Source organism: Streptomyces shinuiensis, assembly GCF_043660855.1.
Taxonomy (GTDB): domain Bacteria; phylum Actinomycetota; class Actinomycetes; order Streptomycetales; family Streptomycetaceae; genus Streptomyces.
Map to the genome: position 1 here is coordinate 5,083,719 of NZ_JBIHML010000001.1, position 17,902 is coordinate 5,101,620.

Below are 17,902 nucleotides of genomic sequence, written 5' to 3' on the forward strand. Positions count from 1 at the left end.
CGAGATACCCGTCCCGTTTACTGGACGAGCGGCCGATCCCGCGGTGTGCCGTGAAAGGATCGGGACCGACCACGTACAGGCCCGGACTGAGGAGCACTGTTGAGCAGGTTGCGCTGGCTGACCGCGGGGGAGTCGCACGGCCCCGCACTGGTGGCGACGCTGGAGGGGCTGCCCTACGGTGTGCCGGTCACCACGGAGACGGTGGCGGACGAGCTGGCGCGGCGGCGGCTGGGCTACGGTCGCGGTGCGCGGATGAAGTTCGAGCGGGACGAGGTCACCTTCCTCGGCGGGGTGCGGCACGGGCTGACCCTGGGCTCCCCGGTCGCGGTCATGATCGGCAACACCGAGTGGCCCAAGTGGGAGAAGGTCATGGCGGCCGACCCGGTGGACGAGGCCGAGCTGGCCGAGCTGGCCCGCAACGCGCCGCTGACCCGGCCGCGGCCGGGCCACGCCGACCTGGCCGGGATGCAGAAGTACGGCGTGGGCGACGCCCGGCCGATCCTGGAGCGGGCCTCGGCGCGGGAGACGGCCGCCCGGGTGGCACTGGGCACGGTCGCCCGGTCGTACCTGAGGGAGACGGCCGGCATCGAGATCGTCTCCCATGTCGTCGCGCTGGGCGGTGCCGAGGCCCCGGCCGGCACGCTGCCGCAGCCCGGGGACGTGGAGCGGCTGGACGCCGACCCGGTGCGCTGCCTGGACGCCGAGGCGAGCCGGGCGATGGTCGAGGTGATCGACGCCGCCCACAAGGACGGCGACACCCTCGGCGGTGTCGTCGAGGTCGTCGCCCACGGAGTGCCGGTCGGGCTGGGCAGCCATGTGCACTGGGACCGCCGGCTGGACGCCCGGCTGGCTTCGGCGCTGATGGGCATCCAGGCCATCAAGGGCGTGGAGGTCGGCGACGGTTTCGAGCTGGCCCGGGTGCCCGGCTCCAGGGCGCACGACGAGATCGTGCCCACCGAGGAAGGCATCCGGCGGGCCTCGGGGCGGTCGGGCGGCACCGAGGGCGGGCTGTCCACCGGCGAGGTGCTGCGGGTGCGGGCGGCGATGAAGCCGATCGCCACCGTGCCTCGGGCGCTGTCCACCGTGGACGTGACCACCGGCGAGGCCACCCCCGCCCACCACCAGCGCTCGGACGTGTGCGCGGTCCCGGCCGCCGGGATCGTCGCCGAGGCGATGGTCGCGCTGGTGCTGGCCGACGCGGTCGCCGAGAAGTTCGGCGGCGACTCGGTCGCCGAGACCCGCCGCAACGTGGCGGGCTTCCTCGACAACCTGGAGATCCGGTGAGCGCCGGAGAGCCGCGGGGAGCCGGCACCGGTCCGGCCGTGGTCCTGGTGGGCCCGCCCGGCGCGGGCAAGACCACCGTGGGCACCGTACTGGCCCGCAGGCTGGGGGCGGCGCTGCGCGACACCGACGCGGACATCGAGGCCGCCGCGGGCAAGGCCATCCCCGAGATCTTCGTCGACGACGGGGAGGCGCACTTCCGCGCACTGGAGCGGGAGGCGGTACGCGCGGCCCTGGCCGAGCACGAGGGGGTGGTCTCGCTCGGCGGCGGCGCCGTCATGGACGCCGGCACCCGCGAGCTGCTCGCCGGACTCCCCGTGGTCTTCCTGGACGTGGCACTGGCCGACGCCGTCAAACGCGTCGGACTGGACGCCCCGCGCCCCCTGCTGGCGGTCAACCCCCGCAAGCAGTGGCGCACGCTGATGGAACAGCGCCGCCCGCTGTACACCGAGGTGGCCCGCGCGGTCGTCGACACCGCCGGCCGCGACCCGGAGGAGACCGCCCGGGCGGTCCTGGACGCACTCGACTTGAAGGACGCATGACCACCACACCTCCCACCCGCATCACCGTCGGCGGCACCGCGGGCACCGCGCCCTACGACGTCCTCGTCGGACAGCGGCTTCTGGACGAACTGCCGGGGCTGGTCGGCCCCGACGCCCGCCGGGTGGCCGTGATCCACCCCGAGGCGCTGACCGAGACCGGCGAGGTGCTGCGCGAGGACCTGGCGGGCCAGGGGTACGAGGCCGTCGCCATCCAGGTGCCCAACGCCGAGGAGGCCAAGACCGCCGAGGTCGCCGCGTACTGCTGGAAGGCGCTGGGGCAGTCCGGCTTCACCCGCACCGACGTCGTCGTCGGCGTCGGCGGGGGAGCGACCACCGACCTGGCGGGCTTCGTCGCGGCGACCTGGCTGCGCGGGGTGCGCTGGATCGCGGTGCCCACCACGGTGCTCGGCATGGTGGACGCGGCCGTCGGCGGCAAGACCGGCGTCAACACCGCCGAGGGCAAGAACCTGGTGGGCGCCTTCCACCCCCCGGCCGGGGTGCTGTGCGACCTGGCGGCGCTGGAGTCGCTGCCGGTGCACGACTACGTCAGCGGTCTGGCCGAGATCGTCAAGGCGGGCTTCATCGCCGACCCGGTCATCCTGGACCTGATCGAGTCCGACCCCGAGGCCGCCCGCACCCCCGCGGGCCCGCACACCTCCGAGCTGATCGAGCGCTCCATCCGGGTCAAGGCCGAGGTGGTCTCCTCCGATCTGAAGGAGTCGGGCCTGCGGGAGATCCTCAACTACGGGCACACCCTGGCCCACGCCATCGAGAAGAACGAGCGCTACAACTGGCGGCACGGCGCGGCCGTCGCCGTCGGCATGGTCTTCGCCGCCGAGCTGGGCCGCATCGCGGGCCGGCTGGACGACGCCACCGCCGACCGGCACCGGGCGATCCTCACCGCCGTCGGGCTGCCCGTCACCTACCGGGGCGACCAGTGGCCCAAGCTGCTGGAGACGATGAAGGTCGACAAGAAGACCCGCGGCGACCGGCTGCGCTTCATCGTCCTGGACGGCCTGGCCCGGCCCACCGTCCTGGAGGGACCGGACCCGGCGATGCTGCTCGCCGCCCATGCGGAGATCGCCGCATGAGCGCCACCGCGCTCCGCAGAGTCCTCGTCCTCAACGGCCCCAACCTCGGCCGCCTGGGCTCCCGCGAGCCCGACGTCTACGGCTCCACCTCCTACGCCGGGCTCGTCGAGCGGTGTACGGAGCTGGGCAGGGAACTGGGCCTGGACGTCGAGGTCCGCGAGACCAACGACGAGGGCGAGATGATCCGCTGGCTCCACGAGGCCGCCGACGCGTCCCTCCCGGTCGTCCTCAACCCCGCCGCGTTCACCCACTACTCGTACGGGATGCGCGACGCCGCCGCCCAGCGCACCGCCCCGCTGATCGAGGTGCACATCTCCAACCCCCACGCCCGCGAGGAGTTCCGCCACACCTCGGTCGTGGCGGCCGTGGCCTCCGGCACCATCGCCGGCTTCGGCGTCGGCTCCTACGAGCTGGCCCTGCGTGCCCTGGCGGGCGACCGGCCGCAGAGCTGAGGCGGGCCGGGACGGGCCGCGGGACCCCCGGAACCGCCGACCGTTCACACGGCACCGGCCGGGGGAAGGTACCGTTCGGTGCCGGACGGACGAGGTGACGTCCGGCCGGGCCCACCGCGCCCGGCCGGCGCACCGGACGGAAACGGAGTTGGGACCGGATGCAGCAGTACGGGACGCAGCGGCCCGTCCCGCCCTCGGGCTCACCCCAGGGCCACCCCCAGGGACACCCACCACATCCCCACGCGCACCCGCAGTCCGCCGCCCACCCCGGCTGGAACACCCCCCACCGGGTTCCCCCGCCTCCGCCCCCTCCGCCCCCGGCCTCCGCGCCCACCCCCGCACCCCCGCCCCGGGCCCCGGACGCCACCGGCCACCTCCGGCTGCCGCCCGGCGCGCCGGTGCAGATATCGGGTACGGCCGACCCGGCCGCCGGTCCCGTCACGGTGGAGGCCGCGCACACCGCCGCCGTCGCCGTCCTGCTGATCGGCCCGGCCGGCGCCGGCAAGACCACCGTCGCCCGGTACTGGGCGGACACCCGCCGCGTGCCCACCGCGCACATCAGCCTCGACGACGTCCGCGAATGGGTGCGCTCCGGCTTCGCCGACCCCCGGTCCGGCTGGAACGAGCACTCCGAGGCGCAGTACCGCCTCGCCCGCCGCACCTGCGGCTTCGCCGCCCGGAACTTCCTGGCCAACGGTATCTCCTGCATCCTGGACGACGCCGTCTTCCCCGACCGGCCCGTCGTCGGCCTCGGCGGCTGGAAGCGGCACGTCGGCCCCGGCCTGATCCCGGTGGTGCTGCTGCCCGGTCTGGAGGTCGTCCTGGAGCGCAACGCCGAACGCACCGGCAACCGCCGGCTGTCGGACGAGGAGGTCGCCCGCATCCACGGGCGGATGGCCGGCTGGTACGGCTCCGGGCTGCCGATCATCGACAACTCCCGGCAGGGCGTGGCCACCACCGCACGCCTGCTGGACGAGGCCGTGGCCCGCGCGCTCACCAGCCCGCCGAGCTGGTAGCGCCCACGTCCGGGCGCCCGGACGGCGGGGCGCCCGGACGTGTCGGGACGCCACCGCGCGTCACCCTGCGTACGCTCGGGGACATGTCCGAGGTGTACGTGGCCCGCCGCAGCCGACTGCGCGACCGCTGGACGGCGGCGGGCGGCGAGGCCGCCCTGGTCTCCCGGCCCGCCAACGTCCGCTATCTGACCGGCTGGTCCGCCCCCGGAGCAGTCCTGCTGCTCGGGGCGGACGGCCGCGACACCCTGCTGATCCCGGCCGCCCCCGTCACCGACGGCCGCACCGGGCCGCCGCGTACCACGGGCGGCCTGCGCTGCACCCTCCTGCCCAAAGACGCACCCGACCCGGCCGTCGCCGCCGGGCTGGCGGCGGCGACCGGGCCCGGCACCGCGCTGCTGGCGGTGGAGGAGCACGACCTCACGGTGGCCCGGCACCGGGCCCTGGCCGCGGCCGCGCCCCGGCTGCGCCTGACCGACCTGGGCCGCGCCGTGGAGCAGCAGCGCCTGGTCAAGGACGGGGAGGAGCTGGCGGCCCTGCGCGTCGCCGCGGAGATCACCGACCACGCGCTCGGCGAACTGCTGGAGTCCATCCTGGTGGGCCGCACCGAGCGCCATCTGGCGCTGGAACTGGAACGGCGCCTGATGGACCACGGCGCCGACGGGCCCGCCTTCCCCACCTGTGTCGGCACCGGCCGCAACTCCGGCCTGCCCGGCCACCGGCCCGGGGACCGGCGGGTGGAGGAGGGGGACTTCCTGAGCGTGCGGCTGGGAGCCCGCTACCACGGCTACCGCTGCCAGATCGGCCGCACCTTCGTGATCGGCCCGGCCCCCGCCGACTGGCAGATCGAGCTGTACGAGCTGGTCTTCGCGGCCCAGCGCGCCGGGCGGGAGGCGCTGCTGCCGGGGACGGAGTACCGTGAGGTCGACCGGGCCGCCCGCCACCCGCTGGAAGCGGCCGGGTACGGTGACGTCCTGGAACCGGGCACCGGTCACGGTGTGGGGCTGGAAATCGGAGAGGACCCTCGGTTGTCGCCCACGGCCATGGGTAAACTGGACGCTTGTGTGCCGGTCACCGTCGAACCGGGGGTCCACCTCCCGGGACGGGGCGGCGTCCGGATCGACGACACGCTCGTCGTCCGCCCGCAGGCAGACGGCGGACCGGAGCTACTCACCATCACGACCAAGGAACTGCTCGCCCTGTGACACGGGGGCGTGGTCCTTCGGTCTTCCGCAGCAGCAGTCTCAGGAGATTCCGCGACCGTGGCCACCACGAACGACCTCAAGAACGGCATGGTGCTCAAGCTCGAAGGGGGCCAGCTCTGGTCCGTTGTCGAGTTCCAGCACGTCAAGCCCGGCAAGGGCGGCGCCTTCGTCCGCACCAAGCTCAAGAACGTGCTCTCCGGCAAGGTGGTCGACAAGACCTTCAACGCCGGCACCAAGGTCGAGACGGCCACCGTGGACAGGCGCGGCATGCAGTTCTCCTACAAGGACGGCGCCGACTTCGTCTTCATGGACACCCAGACCTACGACCAGATGCCCATCACCCCCGAGGTCGTCGGCGACGCCGCCAACTACCTGCTGGAGGGCCAGGAGTGCACGGTCGCCGTGTACGAGGGCAACCCGCTGTTCATCGAACTGCCCGCCGCCGTCGAGCTGGTGATCGAGTACACCGAGCCGGGCGTCCAGGGCGACCGCTCCACCGGAGGCACCAAGCCCGCCCGGCTGGAGACCGGCTACGAGATCGGCGTGCCGCTCTTCATCACCACCGGTGAGAAGATCAAGGTCGACACACGCTCCGGCGAGTACCTCGGCCGGGTGAACAGCTAACCGTGGCAGCCCGCACCAAGGCACGTAAACGGGCCTTCCAGATCCTGTTCGAGGCCGACCAGCGCGACAGCGCCGTGACGGCCGTGCTGGCGGACTGGATCCGGCACGCGCGGACCGACGAGCGGCAGCCGCCGGTCGGCGAGTACACGATTCAGCTCGTCGAGGGGTACGCGGAGCACGCGGACCGGATCGACGAGCTGATCGCCACCTACGCCGTCGGCTGGACGCTGGACCGGATGCCGTCGGTGGACCGCAACCTCCTGCGGCTCGGCGCGTACGAACTGATCTGGGAGGACGCCGTACCCGACGCGGTGGTGATCGACGAGGCGGTGCAGCTCGCCAAGGAGTTCTCCACCGACGACTCCCCGACCTTCGTCAACGGCCTGCTGGGCCGGCTGAAGGAGCTCAAGCCGACGCTGAGGCGCGTCTGAGCGGTCGGTCCGGGCCGGAGCCGTACCCAGGAAGCAGCGAGGGGCCCGGGACACCCGACAGGTGTCCCGGGCCCCTCGCCGTCGCAGATCCCGGGGAACGGCGCGCAATGCGGCCGCCACCGGGAGCGGAACCCTCGCACGAGGGCCCCGCCCGGTGGCGGTGGTGCCGCGGGGGAGTGCCTCAGGCCTCCTCGTGCTGGACCGCGCGACGGGCGTCGGCGTCCAGCACACCCCAGCCGATGAGCTGCTCGGTCAGCACCGAGGGCGACTGGTCGTAGATGACGGCGAGGGTGCGCAGGTCGTCCTGGCGGATCGACAGCACCTTGCCGTTGTAGTCGCCGCGCTGGCTCTGGATCGTCGCGGCGTACCGCTGCAGCGGGCCCGCCTTCTCGGAGGGCACGTGGGCCAGCCGCTCCAGGTCCAGAACGAGCTTCGGCGGCGGCTCGGCGGCTCCGCCCGGCGTGCTGCCCGGCAGCAGCTCCTGCACCGGGACGCCGTAGAAGTCCGCCAGCTCGGCCAGCCGCTGCACGGTCACGGCACGGTCGCCGCGCTCGTACGAGCCGACCACGACCGCCTTCCAGCGGCCCTGGGACTTCTCCTCGACACCGTGGAGGGAGAGCCCCTGCTGGGTGCGGATGGCGCGGAGCTTGGCCCCGAGCTGTTTGGCGTATTCGCTGGACATATGGCTCCCCGGAGGACGTCTTCGTAACTCACTGTGATGTTACGCAGCGTAATGTACGGCGTCAAGCCGGGCCGGTCCATACCGGGGGGGGTGCGCGTGAGGCGCGGCCTGCGCACCCGGGTGCGGAACGGCCCCGGGGCGCCCGGAGCGGATGCCGCCGACAGCCCGCCCGGACAGGCTGGTACCGTTGACGGCGCACCATCCGACGTCCTTTAAGGCCCGTCCCGTGAGGCGGGGAAGGAGGTCCGTTTACCGTGGACACATCCATGGGAGAACTGGACGGCAACGGTCCCGGCCCGGTCCGCCCCGTGCTGGAGGCACCGGACATCGCGCGGGTCCTCACCCGCATCGCCCACGAGATCGTCGAGCGCGCCAAGGGCGCCGACGACGTGGTGCTCCTCGGCATCCCCACCCGCGGCGCGCACCTGGCCAGGCGGCTGGGAGCCAAGCTGGAGGAGATCACCGGCCGCCCGCTGCCGGTCGGCTCGCTCGACATCACCATGTACCGCGACGACCTGCGGATGCGCCCGGCCCGTGCCCTGGCCCGCACCGAGATCCCGGCCGAGGGCGTCGACGGGCGCCTGGTCGTCCTGGTCGACGACGTGCTCTTCTCCGGCCGCACCATCCGGGCCGCACTCGACGCGCTCGGCGACATCGGCCGGCCCCGCGCCGTGCAGCTCGCGGTCCTGGTCGACCGCGGCCACCGCGAACTGCCGATCCGCGCCGACTACGTCGGCAAGAACCTCCCCACGTCGCTGCGGGAGACGGTCAAGGTCCGGCTCTCCGAGGAGGACGGCCGCGACGGCGTGCTCCTGGGCGAGCGTCGCGAGGTGGACCCTCCCCCGGCCGGAGGCCGGGGGAGGGAGGCTGCCCCGTCCGGCGAGCGGTAGCTCTTCCCCCGCCCCGCCCCGCGCTCCTGCGCCGCCCCGCCCTCCCGGCCCGGCAGCCCCGCGGCCGCGTCCGCGCGTCCGCACGCCTTGAAACCTCCACACACCGGAGCACATCCAGATGCCGCTCTTCCCCGGGGGCAACCCCCGGACTTCCGGTCACCTGATCTCGGCCGCCGACCTCACCCGCGACGACGCGGTGCGCATCCTCGACACCGCCGAGGAGATGGCGCGCCTGGCCGACCGCCCGATCAAGAAGCTGCCCGCGCTGCGCGGCCGCACGATCGTCAACCTCTTCTTCGAGGACTCCACCCGCACCCGCATCTCGTTCGAGGCCGCCGAGAAGCGGCTCTCCGCCGACGTCATCAACTTCGCGGCCAAGGGATCCTCGGTCTCCAAGGGCGAGTCCCTCAAGGACACGGCCCAGACCCTGGAGGCGATGGGGGTGGACGCCGTCGTCATCCGGCACGGCGCCTCCGGAGCCCCCTACCGGCTGGCCACCTCCGGCTGGATCGACGCCGCCGTCGTCAACGCCGGCGACGGCACCCACCAGCACCCCACCCAGGCGCTGCTCGACGCGTTCACCATGCGCCGCCGCCTGATCGGCCCGGACGCCGGACTCGGCCGGGACCTCGCCGGCCGGCGGATCACCGTCGTCGGCGACATCCTGCACAGCCGGGTCGCGCGTTCCAACGTGGACCTGCTGAACACCCTGGGCGCCCAGGTCACCCTGGTGGCCCCGCCCACCCTGCTGCCGGTCGGCGTCGAGGGCTGGCCCTGCGAGGTCTCCTACGACCTGGACGCCGTGCTGCCGAAGTCCGACGCCGTGATGATGCTGCGCGTCCAGCGCGAGCGGATGAACGCCGCCTTCTTCCCCACCGAGCGCGAGTACTCCCGCCGCTACGGCCTCGACGTACAGCGCATGGAGCGGATGCCCGAGCACGCCGTCGTGATGCACCCGGGGCCCATGGTCCGGGGCATGGAGATCACCGCCGAGGTCGCCGACTCCGGCCGCTGCACCGTCACCGAACAGGTCGCCAACGGCGTCTCGATCCGCATGGCCGTCCTGTACCTGCTGCTCGGCGGCTCCGAGCACACCGGCACCGCCGCCAACACCACCGCCCGTACCGAGGAGAAGTGACACCCATGAGCAAGACCCTGATCCGCGGCGCGAAGGTGCTGGGCGGCGAGGCGCAGGACGTCCTGATCGACGGCGGGACCGTCGCGGCCGTCGGCACCGGCCTGGACGCCGACGGCGCCCGCGTGGTCGAGGCCGACGGGCGGATCCTGCTGCCGGGCCTGGTGGACCTGCACACGCATCTGCGCGAGCCGGGCCGCGAGGACTCCGAGACCGTGCTGACCGGCACCCGGGCCGCGGCCTCCGGCGGCTACACCGCCGTGCACGCCATGGCCAACACCTTCCCCGTGGCCGACACCGCCGGCGTCGTCGAGCAGGTCTGGCGGCTGGGGCGGGAGTCCGGCCACTGCGACGTGCAGCCGGTCGGCGCCGTCACCGTCGGCCTGGAGGGCAAGCAGCTCGCGGAGCTGGGCGCGATGCACGAGTCGGCCGCCTCGGTGCGGGTCTTCTCCGACGACGGCAAGTGCGTGGACGACGCGGTGATCATGCGCCGGGCGCTGGAGTACGTCAAAGCCTTCGACGGCGTCATCGCCCAGCACGCCCAGGAGCCCCGCCTGACCGAGGGCGCCCAGATGAACGAGGGCACGGTCTCCGCCGAGCTGGGCCTGGGCGGCTGGCCGGCCGTCGCCGAGGAGTCGGTCATCGCCCGCGACGTGCTGCTGGCCGCGCACGTCGGCTCCCGGGTGCACATCTGCCACCTGTCCACCGCCGGATCGGTGGAGATCGTGCGCTGGGCCAAGTCCAAGGGCTGGAACGTCACCGCCGAGGTCACCCCGCACCACCTGCTGCTCACCGACGAGCTGGTGCGCTCCTACGACCCGGTCTACAAGGTCAACCCGCCGCTGCGCACCGAGGCCGACGTGAGGGCCCTGCGCGAGGCGCTGGCCGATGGCACCATCGACTGCGTCGCCACCGACCACGCCCCCCACCCCCACGAGGACAAGGACTGCGAGTGGGGCGCGGCCGCCATGGGCATGGTCGGTCTGGAGACCGCGCTGTCCGTCGTCCAGCACACGATGGTGGAGACCGGACTGCTGGACTGGGCGGGCGTCGCCGACCGCATGTCCTTCCGCCCCGCGGCCATCGGGCGCCTGGCCGGCCAGGGACGGCCCGTCTCGGCTGGTGAGCCCGCCAACCTCACCCTGGTCGATCCGGCCTACCGTGGAGCGGTGGATTCCGCACGTTTCGCCTCCCGCAGCCGCAACACCCCCTACCAGGGGCGTGAGCTGCCGGGCCGTGTCACACACACGTTCCTGCGGGGCAGGGCGACAGTCATGGACGGAAAGCTCGTATGAACCTCTCACCGGTACCGACCGCCATCCGCTACGCCGCGGCGCCCGAGTCGCAGCAGGTCACGGACTGGGCGCCCCGGATCGCCTGGGTGATCGGCCTCCTGCTGGTCGTCGCCCTGGTGTACTGGCTGATGCGGGAGGGCTGGAAGTGGCGCTCGGTGCTCCAGTCCGACCTCCCCGAACTGCCCCAGGCGCCCGCCGGCCCCGGTGAGCCGAGGCTGACCATGACCGGCCGCTACCACGGCTCGACCACGGCCGGGCAGTGGCTGGAGCGGATCGTCGCCCACGGTCTGGGCGCCCGCAGCCGTGTCGAGCTCACCCTCACCGAGCACGGTGTGGACGTGGTGCGGCCCGGAGCGAACGACTTCTTCATCCCGGCCGGCCGGCTGCGCGGCGCCCGCCTCGACAAGGGCATCGCCGGCAAGGTCCTCACCGAGGACGGCCTGCTGGTGATCACCTGGGAGCACGGCGACCGCCTGCTGGACTCCGGCTTCCGCTCCGACCGCGCCGCCGAGCACGCCGCCTGGCTGGACGCGCTCCGGGCCATGTCCGGCGACACCTCCGGCGCACCCGGCGCCCCCGGCACCGCAGACGAACCACACGGCACCACCGACGCTGCCGCCACCACGCACCACGAGGAAGGCGCACGATGACGATCTCCGCCCGCAAAGCCTCCAGGGTGCCCGCCGTACTCGTCCTGGAGGACGGCCGCACCTTCCGCGGCCGCGCCTACGGGGCCGTGGGCGAGACCCTCGGCGAGGCCGTGTTCTCCACCGGCATGACCGGCTACCAGGAGACCCTGACCGACCCCTCCTACCACCGGCAGGTGGTCGTCATGACCGCCCCGCACATCGGCAACACCGGCGTCAACGACGAGGACCCGGAGTCCAGGCGGATCTGGGTGGCCGGCTACGTGGTGCGCGACCCCGCCCGCGTGCCCTCCAACTGGCGCTCGGTTCGCACTCTGGACGAGGAGCTGACCGCCCAGGGCGTCGTCGGCATCAGCGGCGTCGACACCCGGGCGCTCACCCGCCATCTGCGCGAGCGCGGCGCGATGCGGGTCGGCATCTTCTCCGGCGACGCGGTCGCCGGCGAGGCCGCGATGCTGGCCAGGGTGAAGGCCGTCCCCGAGATGGCCGGAGCCGACCTGGCCGCCGAGGTCGCCACCACCGAGGCGTACACCGTCCCGGCGATCGGTACCAAGCGGTTCACCGTCGCGGCCGTCGACCTGGGCATCAAGGGCATGACCCCGCACCGGATGGCCGAGCGCGGCATCGAGGTCCACGTGCTGCCCGCCACAGCCACGATCGAGGACGTCTACGCGGTGGAGCCGGACGGGGTGTTCTTCTCCAACGGCCCCGGCGACCCCGCCACCGCCGACCACCCGGTGGCCCTCATGCGAGGGGTGCTGGAGCGGTCCACCCCGCTGTTCGGCATCTGCTTCGGCAACCAGATCCTCGGCCGCGCCCTCGGCTTCGGCACCTACAAGCTCAAGTACGGCCACCGCGGCATCAACCAGCCCGTGCAGGACCGCCGCACCGGCAAGGTCGAGGTCACCGCGCACAACCACGGCTTCGCCGTGGACGCCCCCCTCGACGCACCCGGCGACACCCCCTACGGGCGCGCCGAAGTCTCCCACGTCTGCCTCAACGACGGTGTGGTCGAGGGCCTGCGCCTGCTGGACCGCCCCGCGTTCAGCGTCCAGTACCACCCCGAGGCGGCGGCCGGGCCGCACGACGCCGCGTACCTGTTCGACCGCTTCGTCTCCCTGATGGAGGGCCAGCGTGCCTAAGCGCACCGATATCCGTTGCGTCCTGGTCATCGGCTCGGGTCCGATCGTCATCGGGCAGGCAGCCGAGTTCGACTACTCCGGCACCCAGGCGTGCCGGGTCCTGAAGGCCGAGGGCCTGCGGGTGGTCCTGGTCAACTCCAACCCGGCCACGATCATGACCGACCCGGAGATCGCCGACGCCACCTACGTCGAGCCGATCACCCCGGAGTTCGTCGAGAAGATCATCGCCAAGGAGCGCCCCGACGCCCTGCTACCAACCCTGGGCGGCCAGACCGCACTCAACACCGCCATCTCCCTGCACGAGGCTGGCATCCTGGAGAAGTACGGGGTGGAGCTGATCGGCGCCAACGTCGAGGCGATCCGCAAGGGCGAGGACCGCGACCAGTTCAAGGAGGTCGTGGAGGCGGTCCGGGGGAAGATCGGGCACGGCGAGTCCGCCCGCTCGGTCATCTGCCACTCCATGGAGGAGGTCCTGGCCGGCGTCGGGGAGCTCGGCGGCTACCCGGTCGTGGTGCGGCCCTCCTTCACCATGGGCGGCGCCGGCTCCGGCTTCGCCCACGACGAGGACGAGCTGCGCCGCATCGCCGGCCAGGGGCTGGCGCTCTCCCCGACCACCGAGGTGCTCCTGGAGGAGTCCATCCTCGGCTGGAAGGAGTACGAGCTGGAGCTGATGCGCGACGCAGGCGACAACGTCGTGGTCGTCTGCTCCATCGAGAACTTCGACCCGATGGGCGTGCACACCGGCGACTCCATCACCGTCGCCCCGGCGATGACGCTCACCGACCGCGAGTACCAGACCCTGCGCGACATCGGCATCGCCGTCATCCGCGAGGTCGGCGTCGACACCGGCGGCTGCAACATCCAGTTCGCCGTCAACCCCGCCGACGGCCGGGTCATCGTCATCGAGATGAACCCGCGCGTCTCGCGCTCCTCGGCGCTGGCCTCCAAGGCCACCGGCTTCCCGATCGCCAAGATCGCCGCCAAGCTGGCCGTGGGCTACACCCTCGACGAGATCCCCAACGACATCACCGAGCAGACTCCGGCCTCCTTCGAGCCCACGCTCGACTACGTGGTGGTCAAGGTCCCGCGCTTCGCCTTCGAGAAGTTCCCGGCCGCCGACTCCACCCTCACCACCACCATGAAGTCGGTGGGCGAGGCGATGGCCATCGGCCGCAACTTCCCCGAGGCGCTGAACAAGGCGCTGCGCTCGCTGGAGAAGAAGGGCAGCCAGTTCGACTTCGCCACCCCGGCGGAGGACCTCGGGGACAAGGACGCGCTGCTGGCCGCCGCCCGGCGCCCCACCGACGGCCGGATCAACACCGTCATGGACGCCATCCGGGCCGGTGCGAGCCCTGAGGAGGTCTTCGAGGCCACGAGGATCGACCCCTGGTTCGTCGACCAGCTCTTCCTGGTCAAGGAGATCGCCGACGAACTGGCCGAGGCCGGCCGCCTCGACCCCGGGCTGCTGGCCGAGGCCAAGCGGTACGGCTTCTCCGACGCCCAGATCGCCGCGATCCGGGGCCTGCGCGAGGACGTCGTCCGCGAGGTCCGCCACACCCTGGGGGTGCGACCGGTCTACAAGACGGTCGACACCTGCGCCGCCGAGTTCGCCGCGAGGACCCCGTACTTCTACTCCTCCTACGACGAGGAGAGCGAGGTCGCCCCGCGCGAGAGGCCCGCGGTGATCATCCTCGGCTCGGGCCCCAACCGCATCGGCCAGGGCATCGAGTTCGACTACTCCTGCGTCCACGCCTCCTTCGCGCTGCGCGACGCGGGCTACGAGACCGTGATGGTCAACTGCAACCCCGAGACCGTCTCCACCGACTACGACACCTCCGACCGGCTGTACTTCGAGCCGCTCACCCTGGAGGACGTCCTGGAGATCGTCCACGCCGAGCGGCAGGCCGGCCCCGTGGCGGGCGTCATCGTCCAGCTCGGCGGCCAGACCCCGCTGGGACTGGCCCAGGCGCTCAAGGACAACGGCGTCCCCGTCGTGGGCACCTCCCCGGAGGCCATCCACCTCGCCGAGGACCGCGGATCCTTCGGCCGGGTGCTGGTCGAGGCCGGGCTGCCCGCGCCCAAGTACGGAACCGCCTTCTCCTTCGCCGAGGCCAAGGAGATCGCAGCCGGGATCGGTTACCCGGTCATGGTCCGCCCCTCCTACGTGCTGGGCGGACGCGGCATGGAGATCGTCTACGACGAGGCCTCGCTGGGGGACTACCTCACCCGCCACGCCGGCCTGATCTCCGAGCACCCGGTGCTGATCGACCGCTTCCTCGACGACGCCATCGAGATCGACGTCGACGCGCTCTACGACGGCACCGAGCTCTACCTCGGCGGCGTGATGGAGCACATCGAGGAGGCCGGCATCCACTCCGGCGACTCCGCCTGCGCCCTGCCGCCGATCACCCTGGGCGGTCACGACGTCAAGCGGCTGCGGGCCTCCACCGAGGCCATCGCGCGCGGTGTCGGGGTGCGCGGACTGATCAACATCCAGTTCGCGCTGGCCGGGGACATCCTCTACGTGCTGGAGGCCAACCCACGCGCCTCGCGCACCGTCCCCTTCACCTCCAAGGCCACCGCCGTGCCCCTGGCCAAGGCCGCCGCCCGGATCTCGCTGGGCGCGACCATCGCCGGGCTGCGGGCCGAGGGACTGCTGCCGGCGAGCGGCGACGGCGGCACCCTGCCGCTGGACGCGCCGATCTCGGTGAAGGAAGCCGTGCTGCCCTGGAGCCGCTTCCGCGACGTCCAGGGCCGCGGCGTGGACACCGTGCTCGGCCCGGAGATGCGCTCCACCGGCGAGGTCATGGGCATCGACTCGGTCTTCGGCACCGCCTACGCCAAGTCGCAGGCGGGCGCGTACGGCGCGCTGCCCACCAAGGGCCGGGCCTTCGTCTCGGTGGCCAACCGCGACAAGCGTTCGATGATCTTCCCGGCCCGGGAGCTGGTCGCCATGGGCTTCGAACTGCTGGCCACCTCCGGCACCGCCGAGGTGCTGCGCCGCAACGGCATCGACGCCACCGTGGTGCGCAAGCAGAGCGAGGGCGAGGGGCCGGACGGGGAGCGGACCATCGTCCAGCTCATACACGACGGCGAGGTCGACCTCATCGTCAACACCCCCTACGGCACCGGGAGCCGCCTGGACGGCTACGACATCCGCACCGCCGCGGTCGCCCGCTCCGTGCCCTGCCTGACCACGGTCCAGGCGCTGGCCGCCGCCGTACAGGGCATCGAGGCCACCTCGCGCGGGGAGGTCGGGGTCCGTTCCCTGCAGGAGCACGCGGAACACCTGACCGCCGCCCGCGGGAAGTGACCGGGGTGAGGGGGACGCCGCTGCCGGCGTCCCCCTCACCGCGAGAGCACCCCGCCACCGGACCCCGTACCGCCCGCCGCACGGAAGACCCGCATGTATCCCCTGCTGTTCCACCTGATCCTCAGGCGCCTGGACCCCGAGCGGGCGCACCACCTGGCGTTCGCCCTGATCCGGCTGGCCGCCCGCGTCCCCGGCCTGCGCACCCTCGTCGCGGCCGCCGCGGCCCCGGGCCGGGCACAGGTGCGCGCCCTGACCACCGAGGCCTTCGGTCTGCGGATGCGCGGCCCCTTCGGGCTGGCCGCCGGGTTCGACAAGAACGCGGTCGGCGTCGACGGGCTCACCATGCTCGGCTTCGACCACGTCGAGACCGGCACCGTCACCGCCCACCCCCAGCCCGGCAACCCCGGGCCCCGGCTGTTCCGCCTGGTCGCCGACCGGGCCCTGGTCAACCGCATGGGCTTCAACAACGACGGCTCCGCCGCCGTGGCCGCCCGCCTGGCGGGGCGCCGGGCCGTATTCCCCGCCACCGTCGGCGTCAACATCGGCAAGACCAAGGCCACTCCCGAGGGCGAGGCCGCCGACGACTACGCGCTCTCCGCCTCCCGGCTGGCCCCGTACGCCGACTACCTGGTCGTCAACGTCTCCTCGCCCAACACCCCCGGCCTGCGGAACCTCCAGGCGACCGGGCATCTGCGCCCGCTGCTGGCGGCCGTGCGCTCCGCCGCCGACGCCGCGGTGCCCGGCCGCCGCGTCCCCCTGCTGGTCAAGATCGCCCCCGACCTGGCGGACGAGGACGTCGACGCGGTCGCCGACCTCGCCGTGGAGCTGGGCCTGGACGGCATCATCGCCACCAACACCACCATCGCCCGCGACGGCCTGGGGCCGGCCACCGACCGCGCGCAGATCGAGGCCATCGGTGCGGGAGGGCTGTCCGGCGCGCCGCTGAAGGGCCGTTCCCTTGCCGTGCTGCGCCGCCTGTACGCCCGCGTAGGCGACCGCGTCACGCTCGTCGGCGTCGGCGGGGTGCGGACCGCCGACGACGTCTGGGAGCGCATCCTGGCCGGGGCCACCCTCGTCCAGGGCTACAGCGCCTTCGTCTACGAGGGGCCGCTGTGGTGCCGCCGCGTCCACCGTGGCCTGGCCGCGCGCCTGGCCGCGAGTCCGTACGCCACCCTCGCCGAGGCCGTCGGCGCCGACACCCGGAAGGTGACCTCCCGATGACCGTTCCCGAAGCCCCGCGGGCTTCCGGCTCCCCCGAGCCGTTCGGCGCCCGGCTGCGCCGCGCCCTGGACGACCGCGGCCCGCTGTGCGTCGGCATCGATCCGCACGCCTCGCTGCTGGCGGCCTGGGGCCTGGACGACGACGTGGCGGGCCTGGAGCGGTTCACCCGCACGGTGGTGGACGCCCTCGCCGACCGGGTCGCCGTCCTCAAGCCGCAGTCCGCCTTCTTCGAGCGCTTCGGCTCGCGCGGGATCGCCGTGCTGGAGAGGGCGATCGCCGATGCCCGCTCGGCCGGCGCCCTGGTGCTCACCGACGCCAAGCGCGGTGACATCGGCTCCACGATGGCCGCCTACGCCGCCGCCTACCTGGATCCGGGCAGCCCGCTGTTCTCCGACGCCGTCACCGTCAGCCCCTACCTGGGCTTCGGCTCGCTGCGCCCCGCCCTGGACGCGGCGCGGGCGGCGGGTTCGGGAGTCTTCGTCCTCGCCCTGACCTCCAACCCGGAGGGTGCCGAGGTGCAGCGCGCCACCGCCGGGGGCGGTGCGTCGGTCGCCCAGACGGTGCTGGACCACATCGCGCGGGAGAACGCCGGGGCCGACCCGCTCGGCCCGGTCGGCGCGGTGGTCGGGGCGACGCTGGGGGAGGCCGGCGTGGACCTGGCGGTCAACGGCCCGCTGCTGGCGCCGGGGCTCGGGGCCCAGGGCGCCACCGCGGCCGACCTGCCGAGGGTCTTCGGCGGTGCGGTGCGCAACGTTGTGCCGAGCATCAGCCGGGGAGTCCTGGGCCGCGGACCCTCGCCGCGGGCCCTGCGGGAGGCCGCGGCCGGGGAGGCCGACGCCCTGCGGGAGGTCCTGGGCTGAGGAGCCGGGGCAGAACCGGAGGGTCCGGAAAAACCGGGGAACCCCGCGGAATCGACCCTTCGATCACGCCTCTTTGTT

17 protein-coding genes are annotated in these 17,902 nt (G+C 73.2%); 16 read left to right on the top strand and 1 reads right to left on the bottom strand.

All coding sequences use genetic code 11. The features are described from left to right. The first annotated feature begins 99 nt into the window (after positions 1-99). The 8 genes from aroC (at position 100) to nusB (ending at position 6,639) form a co-directional block, all read left to right on the top strand. Positions 100-1,284, top strand: coding sequence for a chorismate synthase (gene aroC, locus ACGRHY_RS23070; RefSeq protein ID WP_394637215.1), 1,185 nt, complete (start codon positions 100-102; stop codon positions 1,282-1,284). Next, complete coding sequence (locus tag ACGRHY_RS23075) at positions 1,281-1,823, top strand: shikimate kinase (RefSeq protein WP_394637216.1); 543 nt, start codon at positions 1,281-1,283, stop codon at positions 1,821-1,823. The genes aroC and ACGRHY_RS23075 overlap by 4 nt, the downstream gene beginning before the upstream one ends. Further along, positions 1,820-2,914: a 3-dehydroquinate synthase gene (aroB, locus tag ACGRHY_RS23080; protein WP_394637217.1), complete on the top strand. Its 1,095-nt coding sequence runs from the start codon at positions 1,820-1,822 to the stop codon at positions 2,912-2,914. The genes ACGRHY_RS23075 and aroB overlap by 4 nt, the downstream gene beginning before the upstream one ends. Then, complete coding sequence (gene aroQ, locus ACGRHY_RS23085) at positions 2,911-3,366, top strand: type II 3-dehydroquinate dehydratase (protein ID WP_394637218.1); 456 nt, start codon at positions 2,911-2,913, stop codon at positions 3,364-3,366. Before aroB ends, aroQ begins: the two co-directional genes overlap by 4 nt. 158 nt (positions 3,367-3,524) lie before the next feature. Beyond that, positions 3,525-4,382 carry an AAA family ATPase gene (locus tag ACGRHY_RS23090; protein WP_394637219.1) on the top strand — a complete coding sequence of 286 codons (858 nt, stop codon included), beginning with the start codon at positions 3,525-3,527 and terminating at the stop codon, positions 4,380-4,382. An 83-nt stretch (positions 4,383-4,465) separates the two neighbouring features. Beyond that, a complete protein-coding gene (locus ACGRHY_RS23095; RefSeq protein ID WP_394637220.1) occupies positions 4,466-5,584 on the top strand; it encodes a M24 family metallopeptidase in 1,119 nt (372 codons plus the stop codon). 57 nt (positions 5,585-5,641) lie between these two features. After that, complete coding sequence (gene efp, locus ACGRHY_RS23100; RefSeq protein WP_237883187.1) at positions 5,642-6,208, top strand: elongation factor P; 567 nt, start codon at positions 5,642-5,644, stop codon at positions 6,206-6,208. A gap of 2 nt (positions 6,209-6,210) precedes the next feature. Beyond that, positions 6,211-6,639 carry a transcription antitermination factor NusB gene (nusB, locus tag ACGRHY_RS23105; protein ID WP_394637221.1) on the top strand — a complete coding sequence of 143 codons (429 nt, stop codon included), beginning with the start codon at positions 6,211-6,213 and terminating at the stop codon, positions 6,637-6,639. Between the two features lie 181 nt (positions 6,640-6,820). Here nusB and bldD read toward each other — a convergent pair whose 3' ends face one another. After that, a complete protein-coding gene (gene bldD / locus ACGRHY_RS23110) occupies positions 6,821-7,321 on the bottom strand; it encodes a transcriptional regulator BldD (protein ID WP_093850776.1) in 501 nt (166 codons plus the stop codon). A gap of 266 nt (positions 7,322-7,587) precedes the next feature. Here bldD and pyrR point away from each other — a divergent pair, with 266 nt between their 5' ends. The 8 genes from pyrR to pyrF all read left to right on the top strand — a co-directional run bounded on the left by pyrR (position 7,588) and on the right by pyrF (position 17,824). Beyond that, the gene (gene pyrR / locus ACGRHY_RS23115; protein WP_394638170.1) at positions 7,588-8,211 is read left to right on the top strand and encodes a bifunctional pyr operon transcriptional regulator/uracil phosphoribosyltransferase PyrR; all 624 of its coding nucleotides are present in this window, start codon (positions 7,588-7,590) and stop codon (positions 8,209-8,211) included. A 118-nt stretch (positions 8,212-8,329) separates the two neighbouring features. Beyond that, on the top strand, positions 8,330-9,349 hold the full coding sequence (locus ACGRHY_RS23120; protein ID WP_394637222.1) for an aspartate carbamoyltransferase catalytic subunit: 1,020 nt from the start codon (positions 8,330-8,332) through the stop codon (positions 9,347-9,349). A gap of 5 nt (positions 9,350-9,354) precedes the next feature. Next, complete coding sequence (locus tag ACGRHY_RS23125) at positions 9,355-10,641, top strand: dihydroorotase (protein ID WP_394637223.1); 1,287 nt, start codon at positions 9,355-9,357, stop codon at positions 10,639-10,641. Beyond that, positions 10,638-11,291 (top strand): PH-like domain-containing protein, encoded by a 654-nt coding sequence (locus tag ACGRHY_RS23130; protein ID WP_394637224.1) that lies wholly within the window; start codon positions 10,638-10,640, stop codon positions 11,289-11,291. Before ACGRHY_RS23125 ends, ACGRHY_RS23130 begins: the two co-directional genes overlap by 4 nt. Further along, positions 11,288-12,430, top strand: coding sequence for a glutamine-hydrolyzing carbamoyl-phosphate synthase small subunit (gene carA / locus ACGRHY_RS23135; protein ID WP_394637225.1), 1,143 nt, complete (start codon positions 11,288-11,290; stop codon positions 12,428-12,430). Before ACGRHY_RS23130 ends, carA begins: the two co-directional genes overlap by 4 nt. After that, positions 12,423-15,743, top strand: a complete 3,321-nt coding sequence (gene carB / locus ACGRHY_RS23140; RefSeq protein WP_394637226.1) for a carbamoyl-phosphate synthase large subunit — start codon at positions 12,423-12,425, stop codon at positions 15,741-15,743. The genes carA and carB overlap by 8 nt, the downstream gene beginning before the upstream one ends. A 93-nt stretch (positions 15,744-15,836) precedes the next feature. Next, on the top strand, positions 15,837-16,964 hold the full coding sequence (locus tag ACGRHY_RS23145) for a quinone-dependent dihydroorotate dehydrogenase (RefSeq protein ID WP_394637227.1): 1,128 nt from the start codon (positions 15,837-15,839) through the stop codon (positions 16,962-16,964). Then, positions 16,961-17,824, top strand: coding sequence for an orotidine-5'-phosphate decarboxylase (gene pyrF, locus ACGRHY_RS23150; protein WP_394637228.1), 864 nt, complete (start codon positions 16,961-16,963; stop codon positions 17,822-17,824). The genes ACGRHY_RS23145 and pyrF overlap by 4 nt, the downstream gene beginning before the upstream one ends. Positions 17,825-17,902: the final 78 nt, after the last annotated feature.